We start from the raw sequence: 22,068 nt of genomic DNA, 5'->3' as shown, positions 1-22,068 counted from the left end.
GCAATGAACTGCGCCTATTTTATTTCTAATTCTGCATCTTCAGACCAATTAAATTTAACCTGTAAAACCCTGCTCTCTTGGTCCCAGAATCCTGCCTGACTAACATTTGCAAATGTTTGTTTATCTTCAACGAGATCGATAGTTTTATGATTGATTGATATAATCTTAGCGGCCTTCGGCCAGTTGTGAACTAACAAGGTTAATGCCCGAATTGCTGGCATTGTTGGATAGTGACCTTGGCGCTTTAGGCTAAAATTGAGTTGGTTTTCTTTTTGCTGTCCATTAAAAGTCAGCTTTTCAAATGCTTTATTTTTTATGGCATTAGGATCTACCCCATCATCATCATACATAATGCCAGATGCGGACTTAATCGACGAGTCAGCATAATAATGTAAGTACAATGTTTGTGTGGTGTAGTTGTCTGTGGATTGCACCGACTCGACCATAGGGATAAACGAACCACCACGTACCATCACAGGCAATCTATCTAGCTGAGTCGCTAATTGCACTGACTGATTACCTTGATATTTTTTATCTGTCCAATAATCAAACCAAACTCCCTTAGGTAAATCCATGGTTACTGCTGTGAGATTGGGTTCGGTGATAGGCTTGACTAAAAACGCATCCCCCCAAAAATAGCTGTCTTTGATGTCAATCAAATCATCATTTGATGAATCTTCAAAAAACACCGGACGCATTAGTGGCATACCCGTTAGGCTATTTTCGTAAGCTAATGAATAATTATAGGGCAACATGGCATAGCGCAGTTTTACGTATTTTCGCAAAATATCTTTTGTTTGTTTATCATGAAAAATAGGCTCTGGGGCAATATTATCTTGGGCGTGAGGCCTAAATACCGGCTGAAACACACCGTATTGTAACCAGCGAATATACAGCTCTTGATCGAACGCTTCGCCACCAGCAAAACCACCCAAATCTGAATGGGTATAACCTAATCCTAACAAGCCCATTTGTAATGACAGTTCAACTTGCGGTTTTAAGCCCCCCCAAGAACGGCTGACATCTCCTGTCCATGGGATCATGCCATAACGCTGGGAGCCAACAAAACCTGAGCGCATCATGATAAACGGGCGTTGATTGGGCGCAATAGCCAGTTGATTTTCGTATACCCGTTTGGCCCACATATGCCCATAGGCATTATGAATTTCGTCACCCGTCACTTGTATGCCATCGAAGTTATGAATACTGTCATCAGGATGTACTTCTGGCTCTCCTAAGTCGCCCCACCAGCCAGCCGCACCTTGTTTGAATAAGTCAGTGTAAATCTCTTTAAACCAGTCACTGGCTTGATTATCAAATACATCGATAAGCCCAGTATTTCCGAAATAGAAATCAAAACGCCGGGGATCGCCAGCATGATTTTTGGCTAACACTTGTTTATCAACTGCTTCTTGCCATTTGTCTGAGCTGGATAAAATAAAAGGCTCAGTGATCAATATTGTTTTAACACCTTTGGCTTTAAAGTCAGCCATCATTTTTTGTGGTGTAGGAAAGGTTTCTTTATCCCAGTCTAAGTTACCCATAAAGCCTTTTATGTCATTACCAAACCAATATAAATCCAATACCACGGCATCGAGTGGGAAATCCTGATCAATAAAGCCATTAACTGTATCCCGTGTTTGCTGTTCGGTTTTATAACCAAACCGAGAGGCAAAATTACCAAGTGCCCAACGAGGTGGGAGCGGTTGTTTACCTGTGACCTCAACAAAATGATTAATCACAGTCGGATAATCAAGGCCTGCCACGACCACATAAGCGGTTCGCCCCCCAACGGCCTCAAATTGCATGATGTCTGATTCAGTATGGCCTAAGTCCATATAACCGCTGGCTGAATTATCAAAAATCAATGCGTAATGGCGATTTGACATAACCGCAGATAAACCAAAGTACATTTGGTTTGATTCTGTGCTGTAACCGTAGTCAGCCTTATTGTATAAAGGGAACCGGTGCCCTCGCCTATCCATACCCAGCACTCTTTGGCCCCCGCCAATTAATTTTTCATCCGGTTGCAGCTTAAAGCGAAAACCCCGTTGCGTATCTTGTAAGAACAGACCCACTTCTTCTTCGACAAGTAGTTTTTCATCTTGGTAATAACTTATTTTTAGAGGTGATTTATTGATAATGGCTGTCAGTTTTCCAGTACTTACTTGCAAGGTGCTGAGGGTATTTTTGAAATTTAATTCGACTGAGTATTGACTATCCATAAGTGCAAAAGAAGGTAATTGTTTGGTATGTCCGGGTTGATAAAAAACCTCAAAGGCATTGGCAGAATGGGCGGTGAGTGACACTTTCCCTGCATCGGTTAACACCACCAGTTTATTACCTTCAAGTCTATGGCTTTGGTACTCTGCAGCTTGAATTAATGCACTAAAAAGTACAAAAACAAACAGACTAATTGTTTTAAGTGATGTGAGAGTTGGATGTGAAATAGTACTAAAAATCGTATTTTTATTGAAAAACATATTGATTATCTTCTAGGTAAAAGTGAATGCGGGCTAGATGTATTTAGAAAGCGGGCTCTTGTTGAAATAACCATTGAACGGCTTCAGTAAATTCTGTGCGCCATAGTTGTTCGTTGTGTTCGCCATTAAGCACACGTTTAAACAGCATGTTTTGCCTAGGGTGACCTTGTTGTCTGAGTTGTCGCTGCATTTTATCGGTATCAGCTATCATGCCATCTCCTTCCTTGTCGCCATACATCACATACAAACGAGCATCCAATGGTGCTTTTTTTAATTGTGTAAAAGAAAACACATCTTGGGAATACCAGTAAGCAGGTGAAAAGATCCCCGCTTTACTGAAAACCTCTGGATAGGCATGCACCCCATAGTGGGAGATTAACCCGCCCATAGAACTACCCATTATTGCTGTGTGTAAACGGTCTGCTTTAGTGCGAAAGTTGGTGTCTATATAAGGTTTAACAACGTCTACAATAAAGTCCATATATTGCTTACCTTGTGCTTCCCCAAAACGTTTATTCTCCCATGGTGACAGCTCATTCATTCGAAAATCTGCACTATTATCAATGCCTACAACAATCACCTCAAGCCCTTGATTCTTAGCGAGTTGGTTGAGAGATTCGTCTACACCCCACTCTCCTGCAAATGCAGTCATATCGTCAAATAAATTTTGCCCATCGTGCATATAAATGACAGGGTAACGTTTTTCAGACGCTTGATAACTGGGTGGCAAATACAGGCGAATGCTGCGCTGTCTTTCTAATTCGGGCATAACAAATTGGTAAGGCAATACTTGAACACTGTCAGTCGCAGTAAAGGTTTTGAGTGGTTCGCTGCAAGCGCACAAAAACAAAGGGAAGATAAACAATACGCTTCTCATAATTAGCTTCTTGCTCATAACTGGATCACCACAGATTGCATTGGTCCTAAATTTAACGCCATCACGCCTAATTCTTGTTCAACCATCAAGGTTATCTGTGCCCCAGTTAATAAATCCACGCCTAGGTATTCCCCTGTTGTTAGTTGTAATGTGTTGAGTTGTGCTGCGGTTAATACAACATCTAAATTGATTGTACGCTGTTGCTCAAAATGACTGACCACCAAGACTCGCTGGTTATCGGTATAACGAACAAATGCGACTAACTTATCAGCAGCTTGGCGGTTTAGTACTTCGCCAGTCTGTGCATCCGCAACTTGGTCGGGTTTAAAACTTATTGGCATATAACCACCTAACATGGTTGGGTGAAAAGCAGAAATTTTCATCACGTCAACATAAAAACTCCGTAACGCTTTTTCAGATAGACTCAACTGACCACCATCGAACTTGCCGTTATTCATCCAACGTTGGTGCGCTGGCACGCCACCATAATCAAAAATGCTGGTCCGGGATGGGTCACCAAAACCTAGGTCCTCACTGCCGTCTTCTGCCACTTCTTGGCCAAAATAAAGCAATGTAGGCGAACGACTGATCAATGCAGACACCACTAAGGCGGGTTTGCCCATTTGTGCCCCTCCAACCTTGCCAGCAAAATCGTCACTGGCGATACGTTGCTCATCGTGGTTTTCTAGAAAGTGCAACATATGCTGTTCAATATCTTGATGGCCTGACTGGATTTGATGTAACACTTTACCTTTTTCTTTACCTTGCATAATGGATTTTAGGCTATCGTAAAATTCAACTTTATCGTACAAATAATCCATTTTTCCAAGCTGAATGTAATGGCGATATAATTCAGGGTTGTATACTTCAGCTAATAAAAAAGCACGGGGATTTTTCATTTTTATAGATGAATTTAAGTAACTCCAAAATTCTACTGGCACCATCTCTGCCATATCATAACGAAATCCATCGACTCCCTTATCTAACCAATAGTGAGTAATTTCGCGAAACTTACGCCATGAATCAGGGACCACTTTATCCTGCCAAAATTTAGCATGTTGCTCAATTTCAAGTTGCATATACTGCTCTGGTAGCCGCGGGAAGTCGTAACTACCGTCAGGTTTAACGCCATAATTAACCTTGATAGTTTCGTACCAATCATGAAAATTCGGTTGCGCTTTACGAGAGCCATTACCTGTCCATTTGGCGGGTGACTCAGCAAATTTTCCATCAGACAGCGGATGAACTTCCCCACCCAAAGGTTGATATCCATCTAAAGATAAAGGTACTTGGAAATCTGCTCCCACCACGTAATAAAAATTATTGTCTTTGGCATACGCAACCCCGGTATCGTCTTGTTCGCCAAAATCACTCGTGCCTTCAGGTTTAGCCAGTGAGCGGTAATTACGCGCCACATGGTTAGGCACAATATCAATGATAACCTGCATGCCATTTTTATGGGTTCTGGCAATCAAGGATTCAAATTCTTGTAAACGTTTTGTTGGATCGTCTGCCAAGTCTGGATTAACAGAATAATAGTCTTTAACCGCATAAGGTGAACCTGCGCGGCCTTTAACGACATCGGGATCATCACCCGTAATACCATAAGCTGAATAATCGGTGATCACATCGTGGTGGGGTACGCCTGTATACCAAATATGTGTGGTACCAAGTTCTTTAATGCCTTGCAATGCGGTATCAGTAAAGTCACTAAACTTACCTACACCATTTTCTTCAATAGTGCCCCAAGGTTTATTAGTCGTGTTGGTATTCCCAAAAAGCCGAGTAAAGACCTGATAAACAACAGGTTTACCTTGTGGTTTATCAGGTAATAAATGTTCAATCTGCATACTATCTTGCTGCTTTTGGGTTGATGATTCTTCTTTAGGCGCTGGAGAACACCCAATAGTAACTGCACAGATAACAATAGACAAAATAGTGCGATTCCACTTGGCAAATTTTGTTGCAAACATATAAAAATCTCTCTCGATAAAGCTTGCTAAATCATACCTCTAGCCGCAGTTATCTAATAGTATCTTACATACGTATTCACAACTTATTGACATCCCAAAAGAGGTAATCAGTTTTTCAAATCAGATCGTTTGGTGAACATTAAGCTGTTATCATCGTGTGCTAATCATCATTATGACCAAGAAGTGACAATCTATATGAAAATATTAATCCGAAATCTTGACAGAGAAACGACCGAACAAGAACTACAAACCGCTTTTGAAGCACATGGTAAAGTGCAATCTAGCGATATAGTCAAAGAAAAATCTAATGGTTTATCAAAAGGATTTGGGTTTATTGAAATGCCTAAGGCCGGTGAAGCAAAAGTCGCAGTTAAAAATCTTAACGACAGTATGTTAGGTGCTAACAAAATTAGAGTTAAATATGCAGAAGATAAGGTTGTCACTCAAGCTAAGCCAAAAACAAATTAGTGCAACAATGGCATCCGAGCAGATTTAAAAACACTTCCTGTGGTTGCTTTGTTCCATGTATTTGATTATCAAAAAACCGCTCTAATCGATTGCAAACTTTAGATATTGATTTTTATAATTGTCAATAAAGTCCGCATATAAGATTTATTCCAGATGGTAATGCAAAATATAAGTTGCATCCTTTTTCCGGAAATAACCTAGAGTCTAAGGCTTTTATCCACAAATTTGATCCCTATCAATAAACACCGCTAACCTTTACCCACTTCCCTGACTTTTCCTTTATGTTAATGCCTAGTCTAATAACAAAGATAAGGCATCAACATGAAAACATTAATTTGGTTTACCTCAATTATTTTACTTTTTGTTATGGCTGCTTGTAGCTATGGCCCTGATTCCCCTAAAGGTTTTAGTTTACCTGAAGGAGATATCGCAAAGGGTGAAAAAGTGTTTATGCAATATAAATGTCAGTCTTGCCATGCCTTAAAGGGCTATGAAGATAATTCACTCATCAAAGAGTTTGATACATTAGTTCCACTAGGTGGCACATCATCTATGGTGAAAACCTACGCTCAGTTAGTGACATCTGTTATTAACCCGTCCCATAAATTAGCACCCAGAAACAAGTCTATCGAAGAAAAACTCACTAACGAGGATGGGACTTCAAAGATGCGGGTATTTAATGACGTTATGACAGTGCAAGAACTGATTGATTTAGTCTCATTTTTGCAACCTAAATACGAGGTTAAACCCATTACTTACACACATTATGGCCAATATAGAATGTTGTAACAGGGGTATTTGATCTGTATCAAGCGACTTAGAACGGCGCTCGGTACAATTCAATAAATGAAATACTTGAGAGGGTAAAAATGAAAACACCTAAACGAATATTAGTGGTGATAAGTGGCAGACATACTGAACACCCAGCGTTAGAACGGGCGTTAAAGTTTGCCGAATTAGATGACATTCATATCCATTTATTTAACTCCATTTACGAACCAGTAATGGAGTTAACCGATGTTTTGTCCAGTGAACATCGTAAAGAAATGAAAAGCCAATATATGGCCGACAGGTATTTATATATGGATACCTTAGCTGATGATTTAGATCAAAAAGGTATCAGTTGCAGTGTCAATGTGGCATGGCATAGAGAGCTACATGAAGCCATCGAAGAAATTGTCAATGAGCTTGAACCCGATTTGGTGATCAAATGCATTACGGCCGACAGATTCAATATCAATCCTTTTGCAATGCCCGTTGATAGACATTTACTCCGTTATTGCAAAGCGCCACTTTTGCTGATTAGAGACTCACATTGGGTGAACAAACCAATATTGGCAGCCATAGACCCCACTGTCAGAGACACAAAGCACATCGCACTCAATCACAATATACTCGAATATTCGAAAATGCTTGCCCAGGTGACGAAAACCCAATTACACAGCGTGAATACGTTTGAGACGCCCAACATGGGACCCTCTATGGATGTAGGTTGGGCAAATATCGATTTTCAAAGCATTAAAGTTGACACCACTAATGCCCATAAAAACAAAATGGAAACCTTGCTTAAAGAACATGATTTGTTTATTAATCCCTATCATGTATTAGAAGGTCGGGCGGATATCGTCATACCTGATATTGCAAAGAAAATTGATGCACAGCTACTCATTTTAGGCACGGTAGGCAGAACCGGTTTATCAGGGGCTTTTATCGGTAATACCGCGGAACATATTTTAGCAAATATGAACTGCGATATATTGACCCTGAAACCAAATTTATAACTAGCAGTAAGGCAATACTTGATGCAAACCATTAAAAAAATACTCGTAGATATTGATCCTGATAAACAAGAGCAACCTGCACTTAGCAAAGCATTACACTTTGCTAAACAACAACCTATAACCATTAAATTATTGAGCTGTTTGTATTATCCTGCTGTGATGGCCAGTAATTTATTGACCCCAAAACAACTAGAGAAAACCAAAGCTGAAATCATCAAAATGAATCAAGGCAGACTCAAACAACTGATTTCACAGCACGCGCAAGAAAATGTGACTTATGAAACTGAAGTGATGTGGCATTCACCCATTTATCAAGGCATATTAAAAGTAGTAGACAGCTTCAAACCTGATTTAGTGATAAAGGCGACTCATCAACATAAAGTCATAGCGAGGCGCCTGTTTACTCCGACAGATTGGTATTTGCTGAAAGCCTGCCCGGTACCCATTTTATTAGTTAAAAATCGTAAATGGACTAAAAACACCTCTGTAGTCGCAGCTATCGATCCTGAGCATAACTTAAGCAAAAAAAGTGAGTTGGACAAGCATATTCTCAAAGCAGGCTTTTCCATGTCTTCAAGTCTAGGTATGCCTTTGCACGCTTTACACTGCTTTGATCCTAGTTATTGGGATATCTTACTTGAAGCAGTCGATAAAAGTGGCATGTGGGCAGATGTATTTTCTGTTGACGAACATCAAAATGAATCCATGGTACTTGAACAATTAAGGTATCAACATAATGTTAAATTTGCAGAAGAATGCTCTGAATATGTACCCAACAGCGAAAATCAACATATCATTTCTGGCGATATCAACCATGTACTGCCAAAAACGTTAGCTCAACTTGACGCTGGCATTCTAGTATTAGGTACCACCTATCGCACGGGGTTATTGGGTAGCACAGCCCAAAGATTAGTCGAAGCAGTTGACTGTGACTTGCTAGCGGTTAAACCCAAAGGCTTCGAAGCACCGTTCCATTGATTGAGAGACGAATGGAGTAGAGAATATAATCAATCGATAATAATTAGCGCTATATATGGCGCTAAATTAAATACAACGATAAATAACTTAAAAAGCCCTATGCCACAATAGTTGACTAAATCAAACTGCTGTTCGGTCAATTCAAACCATTTCCCATGCATCAAGTGCAACCAGTCATGGCCTAAACTAAATATTAAAAACCATATCAACAACACCGAATAGTTAATCAGTGTACACCATGCAAAAAAACTAGCGAGTTCTGAAATAAGCATAATAATGTCCTGTCAGATGAAAAATTTAGTAATCTTACTACTAACTATTTTGATCACTTACTTCTTGGTCCACATCAGGTTCGATATGGACCACAACATCTTGAATATCGAATTTATGGGCTAACACACGCTCAATATTATCGGCTATTTGGTGTGATTCTAATGTACTAAGACTGGCACAAACAGTTACAGTGACATCAGCTGCCTGCCCCTTGCCTGTATCTCTAGAACGAATATTACCTACAGTTATCACCGCTGGAATTTTGTTAACAGCGGCTTTTAATTCCTCTGGGGGGTAACGGCTCTGATCAACCAACACCGGTATTGCCCTTTGAAAAAGTTTGAATGCCAAATAAAAAATAATGCTAGATACAATTAGCGCAAATACAGTGTCGATCCAATAGTATCCCCGAGCCGCTAATTGCCATCCGACAATCACCACTGCGCTGGTCAACACATCACTTAAGGTGTGGGTGGCGTCTGCATGTAATATTTCTGAGACTAACCTTTTAGCCCAATAACGCTCCCAGAACGTCAAACATATATTGATTACCAAGGAAAAAATTAATATAACCAACCCCAACATGCTTTGTTCGACTGGCTGCCCAAATCGTTCGACTGCATTCACTATCACTTCAAATGCGACTATAGTTAACAAAGACGCAAGTCCAAACACGGCTAATTGTTCAAATTTCTGATGACCATAAGGATGGGAACTATCGGCAGGTGATTCAGCAATTTTTACTGCTAACCAAGCAAAAAGGTTATTTGCCAAATCAGTGAGGGAGTGCACCGCATCTGCTAATACTGCTGCTGACCCGGTCATTAACCCAACCGTCATTTTGCTTGCCGTGATCAGTGCATTTACACTGCCTTCAATAAGCAGAACCTTTCTAACGTGCATCGTTTCACCTTTGGAAACCGCAATATACATTTTTGTTAAGACGACGATATCAGCTTATCTTTAAAATTAATTGATCAGGGTCAATGAGCAAGTTAGAGTATTTTCTAGAATGACACTAACCAAAATAGATATGAGTCTTCACAGTGAAAGTCGCTTTTTTTAATACTAAACCCTATGACCAAGAATACTTTGATCGTGTAAATTCTGCTGGTACTCACCAGATTCGTTATTTCTCATCTCGCTTAGATCTCGAATCCACATCGCTGATCAGTGATGAAAAAGTGGTGTGCGCTTTTATTAACGACAATTTAGATGCCCAGGTGTTACATAAGTTGAAGGATAAAGGGATTGAGCTCATTGCTCTTCGTTCAGCGGGATTTAATCATGTGGATATAGCCTGTGCGAAACAGCTTTCACTACCTGTGGTGCGTGTTCCTGCCTACTCTCCTTATGCAGTGGCAGAACATGGGGTGGGTTTGTTGTTATGTTTAAATCGAGGTATCCATCGAGCTCATAATCGCATACGTGAAGGTGATTTTTCACTGCGTAACTTAATGGGCTTTGACTTACATGGCAAAACAGTTGGGATAATAGGCACAGGTAAGATTGGTGAAGCTTTTGCTAACATCATGCTAGGTTTTGGCTGCAATGTTATTGCTTATGATGTGGTTCACAATGAACAGTGTATTAAGTCTGGCGTTACTTATGTTTCTCTCGACCACCTGCTTAGTCGTGCTGATGTTATTTCACTGCATTGTCCGCTTACCCCAGACACCTATCATTTGATAGGTCAAAAAGCTTTAGCCAAAATGCGTGACGGCGTTACTATTATTAATACCAGCAGAGGCAAACTTGTTGATACCAAAGCCATCATAAATGCTCTTAAATCGGGTAAAGTAGGTTTATTGGGACTTGACGTTTACGAAGAAGAAGAAGCTTTGTTTTTTGAAGACTTTTCTGCTCAAGGGATACAAGACGACTTGTTAGCCAGATTAACGACCTTCCCAAATGTCATTGTGACCAGTCATCAAGGTTTTTTTACTCAAGAAGCGATGCTCAACATCGCGCAAACTACCCTTTCGAATATCAGTCAATTCGAACAAGATGGTAGCGTTCAAAATGGCGTGCTTTGAAATTTAAAATTAATTGATCAACATCAATATCAACGAGCCGGTAAACAGCACTTCACTGCAACCTATTGGAGACAGCTATGACAACTACCAGCCATGTTCAACGATATGAACAACTAAAAGAGCTCAGTGCAAAACTAATATCAGAAATACCAGAGGTGATGGCAGGCTTTGGAGCATTACATTCTTCGGCAGTTTCAAAAGGTGCTCTGGATACAAAATCAAAAAAATTGCTCGCTCTGGGTATTGCCATAGCAGTGCATTGTGACGGATGTATTGCTTTTCATGTGCATGATGCATTAAACGCAGGCGCGAGCAGGCAAGAGACAGTGGAAGCAATAGGCGTAGCAATCTTAATGGGTGGCGGACCATCCATGGTCTATGGCTGTGAAGCTTTGGAAGCCCTGAATGAGTTTGAGAAAGAACAAAACCCACCTATTTAACTGTGTCGCAAAAAATTTAAGCAACCCGAGCTTGAATGTTGTTGAGTTGACGAGTTTTGGCTGTAAGTAAAATATGAGGTTCACGTTCATGTAATAGACATTGATTTAGTTTTCTAAAGTTCAAAATCTTGACGCGGCGTTTTTCCACCTCAATAATATCTTCATTTTGTAACTGAGTGAGTAACCGACTAACAGTTTCAATCGCCATGCCTAAATAATTGGCAATATCCACTCTAGTCATACTCAAGTCAAACACATTGCCAGATAACCCTCTGTTTTCAAATTGTGAAGACAAGTCCAATAAAAATGAGCTAAGGCGCTCAGCAGAATTCATGTTATTTAAACTAAGTAAAAATTTATCTTCATCATTCAGTGCATGACTCATGCCTTGCAACAATTTGTATCTGATGCTTGCTGAATTCACCATGGCCTTATCCAACTCTCCTAAGCCAATACGACACACACTGCTGGTTTCCAAGAACTTTATCGATTGTGCATGGGATCCATTGTCAAAACCATCCAGACCAATCAAATCACTTGGATAGTGAAATCTACTAATTTGCTCATGACCACTATTAGCTAAAACGGAAGATTTTGCTGAACCACTACGCAAGATATAAATAGCATCAAATATCTGGCCAGATCCAAATAATACGTCCGACTTATTGTATACCTTATGATATTTTACTTTTGGCTCTACTTTACTTTTGTTAACTTGACAAAAACGCATGTCAGACATGGTGCAATGTTGGCAAAGTGAAGGCTGCGGTTTTGTATGTATAGACATTTGTCAATCCTAGAAGATAAGTCAAAGGCTAACTGCCATTGATATAGATCAAGATTAAATAATAAAGATTAGCTGGGCGCTGGGGTATTCGTTATTCTGCGTAATTTACTTCGGAAAGTACTTAGGAAACGAATAGGGAACGTTTTTAAGAAAAAGAACTTTGGACGATACTCAGGCCCCTAGGCAGGGATCCTAAGTTACATATTACTGTCTGAACAACCTTGTTAGTTATCTCCTTGGTTTATCATGTCTTTAGTCACTAATACTATGTCATTTTGGCTGATACGAAATCCCCGTGCAATGTCATGTTCTTTGTTGATCCCAATGCTCATTCCTTCAGGTATTCGGCAGCCAGTATCAATAATTGCGCGCTTAATTTTAACATGCTGAGCAATATCAACTTGAGGCAGGATCACCGACTGTTCAATTTTACTATATGAGTGAACATGCACATCTGAAAACAACAATGATTGACTAATTTCGGCACCAGAAACAATACAACCACCTGACACAATCGAGTCCACAGCATAGCCACGATGGCCATCATCATTAAAAACAAATTTGGCTGGAGGTGATTGTTTCAGATGCGTCCAAATGGGCCAGTCTTGATCATAGATATTTAATTCTGGGGTGATAGCAACAAGATCCATATTGGCCTGCCAAAATGCATCTAAGGTTCCCACATCACGCCAATACGGAGCAGATTGTTCATCATCCGAAAGGAACATAAACGCCATCACATGATTAGTATTAATTGCAGCAGGAATAATATCTCTTCCAAAATCATGCTGCGAGTCTGGGTTTTTAGCATCCGCTATCAGTTGCTGAATGAGAAATTCTGTATTGAACACATAATTGCCCATGGATACCAATGTGTAATCAGGTTTGTCTTTGAGGGGACAAGGTTTATCGGGTTTTTCACAAAAATCAGTGATCCGATTGTGTTCATCCACACACATCACACCGAAGGCACCTGCCGCATCTTTAACTGGCATCTCGATACAAGATATCGTCATATCTGCACCACTTTCGACATGTTGGACTAACATGTCGCCATAATCCATTTTATAGATATGATCACCTGCCAGCACCACCACATACTTAGGTACATGTTCACGAATAAACTCAATGTTTTGATACAGCGCATCCGCCGTACCTTCATACCAACTGGGAGAATATTGCTGTGACGCAGGTAACAGTTCAACGTATTCACCTAACTCTCGATTTAAATGCCCCCACCCTCGAGACAAATGACGTATTAATGAATAGGCTTTGTATTGGGTCATGACCCCAATCTGTCTTATCCCTGAATTAATACAATTCGACAAGGGGAAGTCTATCACTCTGAATTTTCCACCAAAATGAATCGCAGGTTTAGCCTGATATTGGGTTAACTCACACAAACGACTGCCTTTACCTCCTGCAAGGATCAAGGCTAAGGTATCTCGTGTGATTTGACTAACGTAACGTGAGTTGGAGGAGATCATAATGTTTACCTGATATAAATATGGCTGATATTAGGATGGCTGATAATTGCTGATTAAATTCTGATTGCCAACACATCACACTTCACTCCATGCAATACACCATTGGCAGTAGAGCCTAGTAATAACTTCAAACCACTTTGACCATGAGTACCCATAACAATCAAATCAGCCTTAATACTTTCAGACAACACATGAATTTCATTCACTGCTGAGCCAATAGGTACATATACTTGAGCGTCTGGGATGTGATGTGTTTTAGCCAATTCTGATAGTGTTGCTTTTGCACTTTCTTGATTATCATTCACATAATCCGTACCTACCCCAACCCCGTATGATTCAAAATAAACCTGCGGGAAAGTGACATAAACAAGACTAATTTGCGACGGACTTTGAGCAATATTCAGTGCTCGTTCTAACACAGGTTTGTAATCAGAATAAAGATCCAGTGCGACTAAAATATTTTGATAACTATCCATATTTAATTCACCTATTAAATGAAATTCTAACTTTCTTTAAGAATATGTTTAACATCATTAGTTGATTAAAACTCAAAGAAATTAGGGGACATTGATCTGCATCAAACAGTCGATTCACAGGGTAAATAACATCGACCATATTTGATTGACATCTAATTATAATGGTGCAAATTCAATATTTGGGATTGAACTATTATATGGATTTCCGTTACTCTTTAACAATCACCACTTAAACTTGTAAACATTGATAATGTTCTGTACATATACATTATCAATCAGTAAGTTATAAACAGTTATTGGGAACAACGTTAATAGTGTTGTCGCTTAAATTGGAAGGGTCTTAATGAGTTCTAAGTTAGAACAGAAAATAGCAGAGTTTCGTATCACCTTTATTGCTGAGTTTAATGACAAACTTGCCGTTCTGACTAAATTATGGTCAAACGCTAGAACGTCTCAATCACTGGAAGCAGTTAAAAAATTTAGGTTTGAAGTACACAGCCTCAAAGGCTCTAGTGGTGCACTTAATTTTTTAACACTGAGTAATAGGCTCGGTATCATTGAAGAAAAAATTGCTCCTTGCGAAGAACAAATCAACAGTTTAAAAACTGTTATTCCCTTTATTGATCGTCATATGAATTCGATGAATGAAGCATCAAGAAACACCCCTAATTCTTTGCTGGTATTACAAGAAGCCGCTTCTCTTTTAGGTGAATTACGGGATCCACAAAAAAACAAAGAAGAAATCACCCCACAGTCTTATCGTGATATTAAGATTGCATTAATTGATGACAATGAAAACACATCAGCTGTTAACGCTAAACTTCTTGCTGGATTTGGGTTTACAATCAACCAGTTCAATTCAATCGAACAGCTCGAAAAAGTGTTACAAAAAAACACCTACAATTTAGTGTTGATTGATACTGATAACTCAACTAACCCCTCTGAAAAAATGTTTGCCTTTGCTGTCAAACTGAGAACATTCGATACTGACGTATTTATTTTATCTTCCTCGAGTTCCTTTGAAAATAGACTTTCGGCAGTGAGATCAAAAGTAAATGAATATCTTTTAAAACCAGTTAATATCACTACATTAGTCTCCAAAATTCGTAAAAATTTCAAAATAGATTTAATCAGACCCTATAGAATTTTACTGTTAGATGACCAAGCCTTAGTGGGCAGTTTTTATAAAACATTACTAGAGGACGAACACGTTGAGGTACTGGCAATAAGTAAAGCCGATGCCATTATGACAGAATTAGAATCTTTCCATCCCGATGTATTTTTGTTAGATATGCACATGCCAAACATCAGTGGTCTGGAAGTAGCTCGGTTACTACGTCAACAAGCTAAATACGATTATGTGCCAATTATCTTCCTGACGTCTGACGATAACATCAAAACCAAACTTGAAGTCTTGGAGTGTGGTGCTGATGATGTCATCTCCAAAAGCACCCCACCTAACATTATCGTGCAACAGGTTGACAGTCGTATTCAAAGAGGACAGGAAATCCGCTACCTTGCATCTAGGGATAGCTTAACAGGTGTACTTAACCACGGACAAATCATGGATGCCGCAGCTCATTCTCTGAGACTTTCTAAGCGCCAAGAGAAACCGGCTGTGGTCGTGATGATTGATTTAGATCATTTCAAAGGAGTGAATGATAAATATGGTCATTTGGGTGGGGATAAGGTGCTGGTTTCTTTAGGACAATTATTACTCCAATCGGTGCGCGACACTGATTATGTTGGCCGCTATGGCGGAGAAGAATTTATGGTGGTGTTTAGTAACGCAACCCCTAGGGTCATCGAAAGTAAGATGAATAACATTTTAACCGCCTTTTTACACATCAACTATACTGTCGATAAACAGTCCTTTAATTGTAGCTTTAGTGCAGGTTTAGCTAGTTCAACTGATCACGAGAAACTCAGTGAGCTTATATCCTCCGCCGATGCAGCTTTATACCAAGCTAAAGATGCAGGTAGAAGCCAAATTTGTGTGGATGTATTAAATAAATAAACGTGTTTAATCTCATGGGATGGTCATTAACCTAAACTCAGTTTAATGGGTATGACTACTGATGGCCGCCCAGATCACTGACCTCACTCCTTATATCTCACCCAAACTCAATAGGCTTAATATATTCGGCGATTTTTTGATTGTCACACATATCCTTAAACGCCTGCCCTAAAATATCACTTTGTGCAATAACGGTTTGCCAATATTCAATACGTTGGGCTGAGGGCATGACTTCAAAGTCTTTTCTGTCGGGAATTTTGGCGTAAGGTAAGCTCGCGACAAACTCATCAGAAGGCACCAACATTACCACATCATCGTAACTGTTAGCATGGGGTAGCCGCTTTCTAAGCGACTTATCGAACCAGCCAGGTATAGGTTTTGAGTAAAAGTGCGGATAAAGCACTAAGCCTTTTTGCGGTCCAAAGGTTAAATCAAAGTGATAGTCAATAATGCCACCGTCTCTATACATGCCAGATGGTGCGCCATCAATGATTTTTACACCTTCAATTACAATAGGAATAGAGCCTGACGCCATCAAGGCCTGAGGTAAGTTTTTAGGGGTAAGAGGAATAGAATATGTGGCCATGTTATTCGGATCATTGACATTTAAATCAGAATTAGGCGACGAAAACACATAACGTTGGTAAAATTTTTCTAACCATTTCCGCTTTAGTGCGTTAGCACTAGCGCTGGCAATTAACCCCGTCATTTGTAATGGCTTTGCTTCGAACTGAGTTAGCCCCTTACACTTTGCCACAATAAAATGTGCTTTTATGATTGGGTTATTGATAATTTCTTCGCAGCCATTTTCACCAAGCACGTAATTTAGCAGCGCCGTGCCTTTTGTCGTGATTTCTTTAGCGCTCGGTTTATCAGAGTAAACAGTCTGAGAATAACGCTCGGCTAAGCGATTAATCGCAGACAAGGGGTCGTTTTGAGCGAAACAGGCAAATCGAAACGCCCCCGCTGACGAACCAATAATATTTAAAGGTCTGGTTCTCCCAGCAAAAAATTCTGGAAAAATATAACGGTCAAGTCCCGCTAACACAAACCACTTAGGCCCACCGGATGCGCCCAACATATAATCAAATAAATCAGCACTAAAGCCATCTTGTTTAATACGTGCCAGAGCATTTTTCCCAGCATAAATATCCAAAACCTGCATACTATTCCTTTTACTCAAACGCTAGATATCTTTTAAACTCAGCATAGATGGCACATACTGCGCCAGACGGTTCCTTTATAACGGAGTCATAACTGCTATCACTGAGTTTTTTATGGCCGTTAAATAACTGCCGCCAAGTTTAACAACTTGTGTCATAGATGCATCTAAATCAGATACCTTAATATACTTAAGGTAAGTCTTGATTCATTCTTTTTGCATTCGGCACAATTAAATCTAAACAAGCTAATATACCCAAATGTGTATTATTTATAATACCCCCCCAAAATGCTGCAATTTCAATCAAGCTTTTAGCTATCGAGTGATTTACAACCAACAGGAATTTCTCTATATATATCAGTTTATTAACCGACATATAAACAGTACTCAACAGACTTATCCACAGGAACAGTGGATAAACCCAAATTGACATCATTAAGGACGACTGTTTTGCTATCATACCCAAAAAATGAAATTCGATATTGTCTTATGCTAAAGATTAATTCACAGAATAAACACAAACATCCCCTATCATCCCGATTCACGAATAAGGTTTATCATGGGGTTGTTTAGTCGCCTTGTAGAGGCCAGTTCACTGCCGTCTCATAAAAAATCTATCGATATTTATAGCCCGCTATCGGGCACAGTGCTGGCACTGGATGAAGTACCCCATGCACTTTTTACTGAACGACTTTTTGGGGAAGGCATTGCCATTAAACCTTCTGGTTACCAATTATTAGCACCGTTCGCTGGTACTATGCTGCAATTCCCAGAACTGGCTAATCAATTAAGAATAAAGGCGCAAAATGGCTTACAGCTACAAATACAGCTAGGGATTGATTCTCACCTTATGATGGGGGAAGGATTTAAGCGAGTAGTCAAGCAAGGTGAAAATTTTGAATAAAGACAGCTACTTGCCGAATTTTCGCTGGTTAAGATGAAAAGACATCTCCACAGCATTTTATGTCCCATTACCTTGCTCAACAGCGACAAAATAAAGGCCTACAAGCGCACTATTTTCACGTTATCGCTGGCGAAGATAAAATAATGACGATTTACATATAATTTAAGAATAAGAACAAACTAAAAGCATCGTTATCGACCTTTACCTGCGCCACTCTTTATCGTTATAGTCTGTACATTACCCTTAAGATGAACTCAATAGGACACCATGACCACCCTGTACGGCATTAAAAACTGCGACACCATCAAAAAAGCACGCGCTTGGTTATCTGCAAACAATATCGACTATATTTTCCACGATTATAGACAAGATGGCTTGGATACCAAATGGCTAGAACAAACGGAACAAACCTTGGGCTGGGAGCTAATGTTAAATAAACGCGGCACTACTTTTCGACAGTTAAGTGAAGAGCAAAAACAAGGGGTTGATAAAATGTCAGCTTTAGCATTAATGCTTGAATACCCAGCCATGATCAAGCGCCCAATACTGATCCATAACGATGAGTATTTCATTGGTTTTAAAGCAGAACAATTCGCAGAGGTTTTCTCATGAGCCGCACTCTTGATTTAACTAAAGACTTGATCAACAGAAAATCAGTTACCCCTGAAGATGCGGGCTGTCAGGACATGATGGCGAATATCCTTAAACCATTAGGGTTTGAAATTGAAGACTTAACCTTTGCCGACACTAAAAACATTTGGGCCCGCAAAGGCACAGATGGACCTCTTTTTTGTTTTGCTGGACATACTGACGTAGTGCCTTGTGGCCCAGAAAAGAACTGGCAAACCCCACCCTTTGAAGCCACCGAAAAAGAGGGCTATATACATGGTCGTGGTGCAGCGGATATGAAAGGCAGTTTGGCCGCCATGTTAGCGGCCACAGAAAATTTTGTAAAAGCGAATCCATTACATAAAGGCTCAATTGCCTTTTTAATCACCAGTGATGAAGAAGGACCTTTTATTAATGGCACCACTAAAGTTATTGACACCTTAGAGGCGCGTAACGAAAAAATCACATGGTGTTTAGTAGGCGAACCATCAAGCACGAACGAAGTGGGTGATGTCGTCAAAAATGGACGCAGAGGTTCACTCACCGGCGATTTACTTGTTAAAGGTATCCAAGGCCATGTCGCCTACCCTCACTTAGCCAGAAACCCCATTCACGAGTCAACGCTAGCACTAGCAGAATTAGCTAACACCACTTGGGACAGGGGCAATGAATCATTCCCGCCGACTAGTTTTCAAATATCTAATATCAATGGTGGCACAGGTGCCGGTAATGTTATCCCTGGTGAATTAAAAATCTGTTTTAACTTTAGATTTTCTACCGAAGTGACTGACCAGATGTTAATCACAAGAGCGACCCAAGTATTAGATGCCCATAAACTCGATTACGACATTGATTGGACCTTCAATGGCCAACCTTTCTTAACTGACTCTGGTGAGCTAGTTGCAGCCACACAACAAGCCATCAAACATTGCACAGGCCGTGAAACCGTATTGTCCACAGCAGGAGGCACTTCTGACGGACGTTTTATTGCGCCAACTGGAGCTCAAGTCATTGAGCTTGGACCTGTTAACGCCACAATCCACAAAATTGATGAATGTGTGAAAATTGACGATCTCGATACCCTCGCTGATATTTACCAAGATATCTTGCAACGGCTGCTAGCGTGATCACCCAAGCTCACACTTTAGGAAAAGATGAGAGTCTTTTAGTCGAATGCCAGAACGATTTTCGACTATTACCTGAAGTGTGTGAAGCATTTAAGCTTATGCAAACGGCCGCAGCACAAGATAATGTAGATATACAAATTGTCAGCAGCTACCGAAGCTTTGAGCGCCAATTGAGTATTTGGCAAAACAAATGGTCCGGCAAAGCAACCTTGTTAGACGCAAACGAAAATACCTTAGATTCCGCTGCCCTGACCGACCAAGAAAAGATACTTGCTATCCTCACATGGTCGGCGTTACCAGGAGCCAGCCGTCATCATTGGGGCACTGATTTAGACGTGTATGACAAAAAGGCTGTAGAAAAGAGTCAGCATAACTTTCAGTTGGTTTGCAGTGAATACGATCAAGGCCCGTGCACCCTACTCAACAATTGGCTAAACGAACATGCCATTCAGTTTGGTTTTAGCAGACCTTATGCTGAATATAAAGGCGGCATTGCTCGGGAGCCTTGGCATCTAAGTTTTCAAGCCAGTGCAGACAAAATGTTTGCCCAGTTAGATGAACAAGCGTTGCTAAATAATCTCAGAAAGTCGAATATTTTAGGTTTAGAGAGTATTGTGACTAACATGCCTGACATATATGAGCGCTTCGTTTTAAACAGGGGAACGGTATGAATATTTGGATTGTTGTGGTGATTTTTGTTTTGGTCTTGGGTTTGATTATTGGCAACATATTGTTGTTAAAACAAAGTGCCAATCAAAAACTACCTAAGCCTAATAAAGACAACAATGAATCTTATGATCGTTTTGAAGATAAAGATGATTGATCCCTTACTCATCATTATTGATTAACTAATTATTATATGAAAATTTTGCTTTTAGCCAACAAAGATATTGCTAGCAATTTAGCCCTGAATATATTATTCCGAACAATGCTCGGGGCGCATAAATTTAAAATATTACTGTCATCATCTGTGGGCAAAAACAGCAAAAGCAAACCTCAATCTTTAGTAGACTTAGCATTCTTTGAACAAGATTTGTTTAACAAGATACTCTTCCCTGCCCTGCAAAATCCCCCGTCTCTAAATTCCGAAAAGTTTCAAAGTTTTGCCGGGTTCAAAACAAAGGGAATAGAGGTATCAGACATACACTCAATCAACTGTCAGACGGGAATTGAAAAAATAAAAGCGTTTGCGCCAGATCTTATCGTTTCAATTCGCTTTGGTTTGATCCTGCAATCTGCAGTAATTGCTATCCCAAAATTTGGGGTGATCAATTTACACTCAGGTGAACTCCCAACATACCGTGGAGTAATGGCAACTTTAAGGGCCATGCAACAAAACGATACTGAATACGGCACCACCCTTCATTATATTAATGACAGTGGCATAGATAGCGGTGAAATCATCTGCATAACTAAGCAAGTTTTAGATTATCAGCGTTCTTATCTTCACAACACTTTATCCCTATACGAGACGGGTATTAAAGATGTGGTTAATACCATTACTGAGATAGAAAACACCGGAAAATGTTCAAGTTACTCTGTAAATTCAAAGGGTAACTACTTTTCATTTCCCTCTGAACAAGAACTCAACAACTTCAAACAGAAAGGCCTCACACTATACGAATATCAGGATGTTATTGATATTGCCCAGAGATATTACTAAGGGTACCTTTTACTTTTTTATTAAAAACTAAATGCACGCTACACGCCATCGTCCTGATTTTTTTGGCTCGAATCGCTACAAATGTTCATGTCCTACCTGATGTAAATGTTTTAACTTAGTCACTCGCACATCCATGATGATCGGCACCCAATCTCGACTTCTCGATAACTGCTCCTGCGTTATTCTACTTTCCTGCATCCATGCAGGTCGCTTGTCGAGCTGTTCAACTGGGCGAAGCCGATCCTTTTGTTTTGTCTTTTGCCTTACCCTCGCATATATGTTCACCAATTATTTTTGATATTTAGTAAGTCAATTTGCAAGGATGCCGCGCGAGATGCAAATTGAGTCACAGAGTGCCGGGGCACATTGTGACGACCTGCTAAATATCAAAAACAATTGGCTGAAGAACATAGTTTGGCGAGCGGGCTTTTTTGCTTACTTTTTATGCCTGCAGACCATATTTTTGGGATAAATATGGAACAGTTTTAACCGGCCTGAAAGGTAACACCTAAAGTCAATACGCTACC

22 protein-coding genes are annotated in these 22,068 nt (G+C 39.9%); 13 read left to right on the top strand and 9 right to left on the bottom strand.

Going from position 1 to position 22,068, the window contains the following annotated elements:
* Positions 1-14 precede the first annotated feature (14 nt).
* The 3 genes from CXF95_RS08060 to CXF95_RS08050 are packed head-to-tail and all read right to left on the bottom strand — an operon-like array spanning position 15 to position 5,333.
* Positions 15-2,483 (bottom strand): TIM-barrel domain-containing protein, encoded by a 2,469-nt coding sequence (locus CXF95_RS08060; RefSeq protein WP_101198208.1) that lies wholly within the window; start codon positions 2,481-2,483, stop codon positions 15-17.
* 43 nt (positions 2,484-2,526) lie between these two features.
* Positions 2,527-3,378, bottom strand: coding sequence for an alpha/beta hydrolase (locus tag CXF95_RS08055; RefSeq protein ID WP_101198207.1), 852 nt, complete (start codon positions 3,376-3,378; stop codon positions 2,527-2,529).
* Positions 3,375-5,333: an alpha-amylase family protein gene (locus CXF95_RS08050; RefSeq protein ID WP_101198206.1), complete on the bottom strand. Its 1,959-nt coding sequence runs from the start codon at positions 5,331-5,333 to the stop codon at positions 3,375-3,377. Before CXF95_RS08050 ends, CXF95_RS08055 begins: the two co-directional genes overlap by 4 nt.
* A 195-nt stretch (positions 5,334-5,528) precedes the next feature.
* On the opposite strand from CXF95_RS08050, the gene CXF95_RS08045 reads away from it, so the two are divergent.
* The 4 genes from CXF95_RS08045 to CXF95_RS08030 all read left to right on the top strand — a co-directional run bounded on the left by CXF95_RS08045 (position 5,529) and on the right by CXF95_RS08030 (position 8,560).
* On the top strand, positions 5,529-5,801 hold the full coding sequence (locus CXF95_RS08045) for an RNA-binding protein (RefSeq protein WP_101198205.1): 273 nt from the start codon (positions 5,529-5,531) through the stop codon (positions 5,799-5,801).
* 321 nt (positions 5,802-6,122) lie between these two features.
* The gene (locus CXF95_RS08040; RefSeq protein WP_101198204.1) at positions 6,123-6,590 is read left to right on the top strand and encodes a c-type cytochrome; all 468 of its coding nucleotides are present in this window, start codon (positions 6,123-6,125) and stop codon (positions 6,588-6,590) included.
* A gap of 80 nt (positions 6,591-6,670) precedes the next feature.
* On the top strand, positions 6,671-7,582 hold the full coding sequence (uspE, locus tag CXF95_RS08035) for a universal stress protein UspE (RefSeq protein WP_101198203.1): 912 nt from the start codon (positions 6,671-6,673) through the stop codon (positions 7,580-7,582).
* A gap of 21 nt (positions 7,583-7,603) precedes the next feature.
* Complete coding sequence (locus CXF95_RS08030) at positions 7,604-8,560, top strand: universal stress protein (RefSeq protein WP_101198202.1); 957 nt, start codon at positions 7,604-7,606, stop codon at positions 8,558-8,560.
* Between the two features lie 29 nt (positions 8,561-8,589).
* Here CXF95_RS08030 and CXF95_RS08025 read toward each other — a convergent pair whose 3' ends face one another.
* Both CXF95_RS08025 and CXF95_RS08020 read right to left on the bottom strand, forming a co-directional pair.
* The gene (locus CXF95_RS08025) at positions 8,590-8,832 is read right to left on the bottom strand and encodes a DUF6868 family protein (protein WP_101198201.1); all 243 of its coding nucleotides are present in this window, start codon (positions 8,830-8,832) and stop codon (positions 8,590-8,592) included.
* A 40-nt stretch (positions 8,833-8,872) separates the two neighbouring features.
* Positions 8,873-9,736 (bottom strand): cation diffusion facilitator family transporter, encoded by an 864-nt coding sequence (locus CXF95_RS08020; protein ID WP_101198200.1) that lies wholly within the window; start codon positions 9,734-9,736, stop codon positions 8,873-8,875.
* A 143-nt stretch (positions 9,737-9,879) separates the two neighbouring features.
* Here CXF95_RS08020 and CXF95_RS08015 point away from each other — a divergent pair, with 143 nt between their 5' ends.
* Positions 9,880-10,869, top strand: coding sequence for a 2-hydroxyacid dehydrogenase (locus CXF95_RS08015; protein ID WP_101198199.1), 990 nt, complete (start codon positions 9,880-9,882; stop codon positions 10,867-10,869).
* Between the two features lie 77 nt (positions 10,870-10,946).
* A complete protein-coding gene (locus CXF95_RS08010; RefSeq protein WP_101198198.1) occupies positions 10,947-11,309 on the top strand; it encodes a carboxymuconolactone decarboxylase family protein in 363 nt (120 codons plus the stop codon).
* 16 nt (positions 11,310-11,325) lie between these two features.
* On the opposite strand, the gene CXF95_RS08005 is transcribed toward CXF95_RS08010, so the two are convergent.
* From CXF95_RS08005 to CXF95_RS07995, 3 genes are all read right to left on the bottom strand, one after another.
* Complete coding sequence (locus tag CXF95_RS08005) at positions 11,326-12,096, bottom strand: helix-turn-helix domain-containing protein (protein WP_101198197.1); 771 nt, start codon at positions 12,094-12,096, stop codon at positions 11,326-11,328.
* Between the two features lie 224 nt (positions 12,097-12,320).
* The gene (gene glgC, locus CXF95_RS08000) at positions 12,321-13,583 is read right to left on the bottom strand and encodes a glucose-1-phosphate adenylyltransferase (RefSeq protein ID WP_101198196.1); all 1,263 of its coding nucleotides are present in this window, start codon (positions 13,581-13,583) and stop codon (positions 12,321-12,323) included.
* A gap of 53 nt (positions 13,584-13,636) precedes the next feature.
* Entirely contained in the window at positions 13,637-14,059 is a 423-nt protein-coding gene (locus CXF95_RS07995) for a universal stress protein (protein WP_101198195.1), read from the bottom strand.
* 343 nt (positions 14,060-14,402) lie between these two features.
* Between CXF95_RS07995 and CXF95_RS07990 the strand changes: the two genes are divergently transcribed.
* A complete protein-coding gene (locus CXF95_RS07990) occupies positions 14,403-16,076 on the top strand; it encodes a response regulator (protein WP_101198194.1) in 1,674 nt (557 codons plus the stop codon).
* Positions 16,077-16,173: 97 nt separating this feature from the next.
* Here the strand turns inward: CXF95_RS07990 and CXF95_RS07985 are convergent, their stop codons facing one another.
* Positions 16,174-17,241: a hypothetical protein gene (locus tag CXF95_RS07985; RefSeq protein WP_101198193.1), complete on the bottom strand. Its 1,068-nt coding sequence runs from the start codon at positions 17,239-17,241 to the stop codon at positions 16,174-16,176.
* A 556-nt stretch (positions 17,242-17,797) separates the two neighbouring features.
* On the opposite strand from CXF95_RS07985, the gene CXF95_RS07975 reads away from it, so the two are divergent.
* From CXF95_RS07975 to CXF95_RS07950, 6 genes are all read left to right on the top strand, one after another.
* Positions 17,798-18,142, top strand: coding sequence for a PTS glucose transporter subunit IIA (locus tag CXF95_RS07975; protein WP_232787716.1), 345 nt, complete (start codon positions 17,798-17,800; stop codon positions 18,140-18,142).
* A gap of 267 nt (positions 18,143-18,409) precedes the next feature.
* Positions 18,410-18,754, top strand: coding sequence for an ArsC family reductase (locus CXF95_RS07970; RefSeq protein WP_101198191.1), 345 nt, complete (start codon positions 18,410-18,412; stop codon positions 18,752-18,754).
* Positions 18,751-19,878: a succinyl-diaminopimelate desuccinylase gene (dapE, locus tag CXF95_RS07965; RefSeq protein ID WP_101198190.1), complete on the top strand. Its 1,128-nt coding sequence runs from the start codon at positions 18,751-18,753 to the stop codon at positions 19,876-19,878. The genes CXF95_RS07970 and dapE overlap by 4 nt, the downstream gene beginning before the upstream one ends.
* Positions 19,875-20,549: a M15 family metallopeptidase gene (locus CXF95_RS07960; protein ID WP_101198189.1), complete on the top strand. Its 675-nt coding sequence runs from the start codon at positions 19,875-19,877 to the stop codon at positions 20,547-20,549. The genes dapE and CXF95_RS07960 overlap by 4 nt, the downstream gene beginning before the upstream one ends.
* The gene (locus tag CXF95_RS07955; protein ID WP_101198188.1) at positions 20,546-20,701 is read left to right on the top strand and encodes a DUF2897 family protein; all 156 of its coding nucleotides are present in this window, start codon (positions 20,546-20,548) and stop codon (positions 20,699-20,701) included. The genes CXF95_RS07960 and CXF95_RS07955 overlap by 4 nt, the downstream gene beginning before the upstream one ends.
* 36 nt (positions 20,702-20,737) lie before the next feature.
* The gene (locus tag CXF95_RS07950) at positions 20,738-21,541 is read left to right on the top strand and encodes a formyl transferase (RefSeq protein WP_101198187.1); all 804 of its coding nucleotides are present in this window, start codon (positions 20,738-20,740) and stop codon (positions 21,539-21,541) included.
* The last annotated feature ends 527 nt before the right edge of the window (positions 21,542-22,068 follow it).

This window comes from Paraglaciecola sp. MB-3u-78, assembly GCF_002835935.1.
In the GTDB taxonomy this organism is placed as follows: domain Bacteria; phylum Pseudomonadota; class Gammaproteobacteria; order Enterobacterales; family Alteromonadaceae; genus Paraglaciecola.
The sequence above is the reverse complement of the archived record's forward strand: the minus strand, read 5'-3'. Positions and strand labels throughout refer to the sequence as shown.

Coding starts and splice junctions, on each gene's coding strand:
- CXF95_RS08010 (WP_101198198.1), top strand. CDS start 10,947: ATGACAACTACCAGCCATGTTCAACGATATGAACAACTAAAAGAGCTC.
- CXF95_RS08055 (WP_101198207.1), bottom strand. CDS start 3,378: ATGAGCAAGAAGCTAATTATGAGAAGCGTATTGTTTATCTTCCCTTTG.
- CXF95_RS07950 (WP_101198187.1), top strand. CDS start 20,738: ATGAAAATTTTGCTTTTAGCCAACAAAGATATTGCTAGCAATTTAGCC.
- CXF95_RS08005 (WP_101198197.1), bottom strand. CDS start 12,096: ATGTCTATACATACAAAACCGCAGCCTTCACTTTGCCAACATTGCACC.
- CXF95_RS08040 (WP_101198204.1), top strand. CDS start 6,123: ATGAAAACATTAATTTGGTTTACCTCAATTATTTTACTTTTTGTTATG.
- CXF95_RS07970 (WP_101198191.1), top strand. CDS start 18,410: ATGACCACCCTGTACGGCATTAAAAACTGCGACACCATCAAAAAAGCA.
- CXF95_RS08025 (WP_101198201.1), bottom strand. CDS start 8,832: ATGCTTATTTCAGAACTCGCTAGTTTTTTTGCATGGTGTACACTGATT.
- glgC (WP_101198196.1), bottom strand. CDS start 13,583: ATGATCTCCTCCAACTCACGTTACGTTAGTCAAATCACACGAGATACC.
- uspE (WP_101198203.1), top strand. CDS start 6,671: ATGAAAACACCTAAACGAATATTAGTGGTGATAAGTGGCAGACATACT.
- CXF95_RS07990 (WP_101198194.1), top strand. CDS start 14,403: ATGAGTTCTAAGTTAGAACAGAAAATAGCAGAGTTTCGTATCACCTTT.
- CXF95_RS07975 (WP_232787716.1), top strand. CDS start 17,798: ATGGGGTTGTTTAGTCGCCTTGTAGAGGCCAGTTCACTGCCGTCTCAT.
- dapE (WP_101198190.1), top strand. CDS start 18,751: ATGAGCCGCACTCTTGATTTAACTAAAGACTTGATCAACAGAAAATCA.
- CXF95_RS07955 (WP_101198188.1), top strand. CDS start 20,546: ATGAATATTTGGATTGTTGTGGTGATTTTTGTTTTGGTCTTGGGTTTG.
- CXF95_RS08030 (WP_101198202.1), top strand. CDS start 7,604: ATGCAAACCATTAAAAAAATACTCGTAGATATTGATCCTGATAAACAA.
- CXF95_RS08020 (WP_101198200.1), bottom strand. CDS start 9,736: ATGCACGTTAGAAAGGTTCTGCTTATTGAAGGCAGTGTAAATGCACTG.
- CXF95_RS08050 (WP_101198206.1), bottom strand. CDS start 5,333: ATGTTTGCAACAAAATTTGCCAAGTGGAATCGCACTATTTTGTCTATT.
- CXF95_RS08060 (WP_101198208.1), bottom strand. CDS start 2,483: ATGTTTTTCAATAAAAATACGATTTTTAGTACTATTTCACATCCAACT.
- CXF95_RS07985 (WP_101198193.1), bottom strand. CDS start 17,241: ATGCAGGTTTTGGATATTTATGCTGGGAAAAATGCTCTGGCACGTATT.
- CXF95_RS08045 (WP_101198205.1), top strand. CDS start 5,529: ATGAAAATATTAATCCGAAATCTTGACAGAGAAACGACCGAACAAGAA.
- CXF95_RS07995 (WP_101198195.1), bottom strand. CDS start 14,059: ATGGATAGTTATCAAAATATTTTAGTCGCACTGGATCTTTATTCTGAT.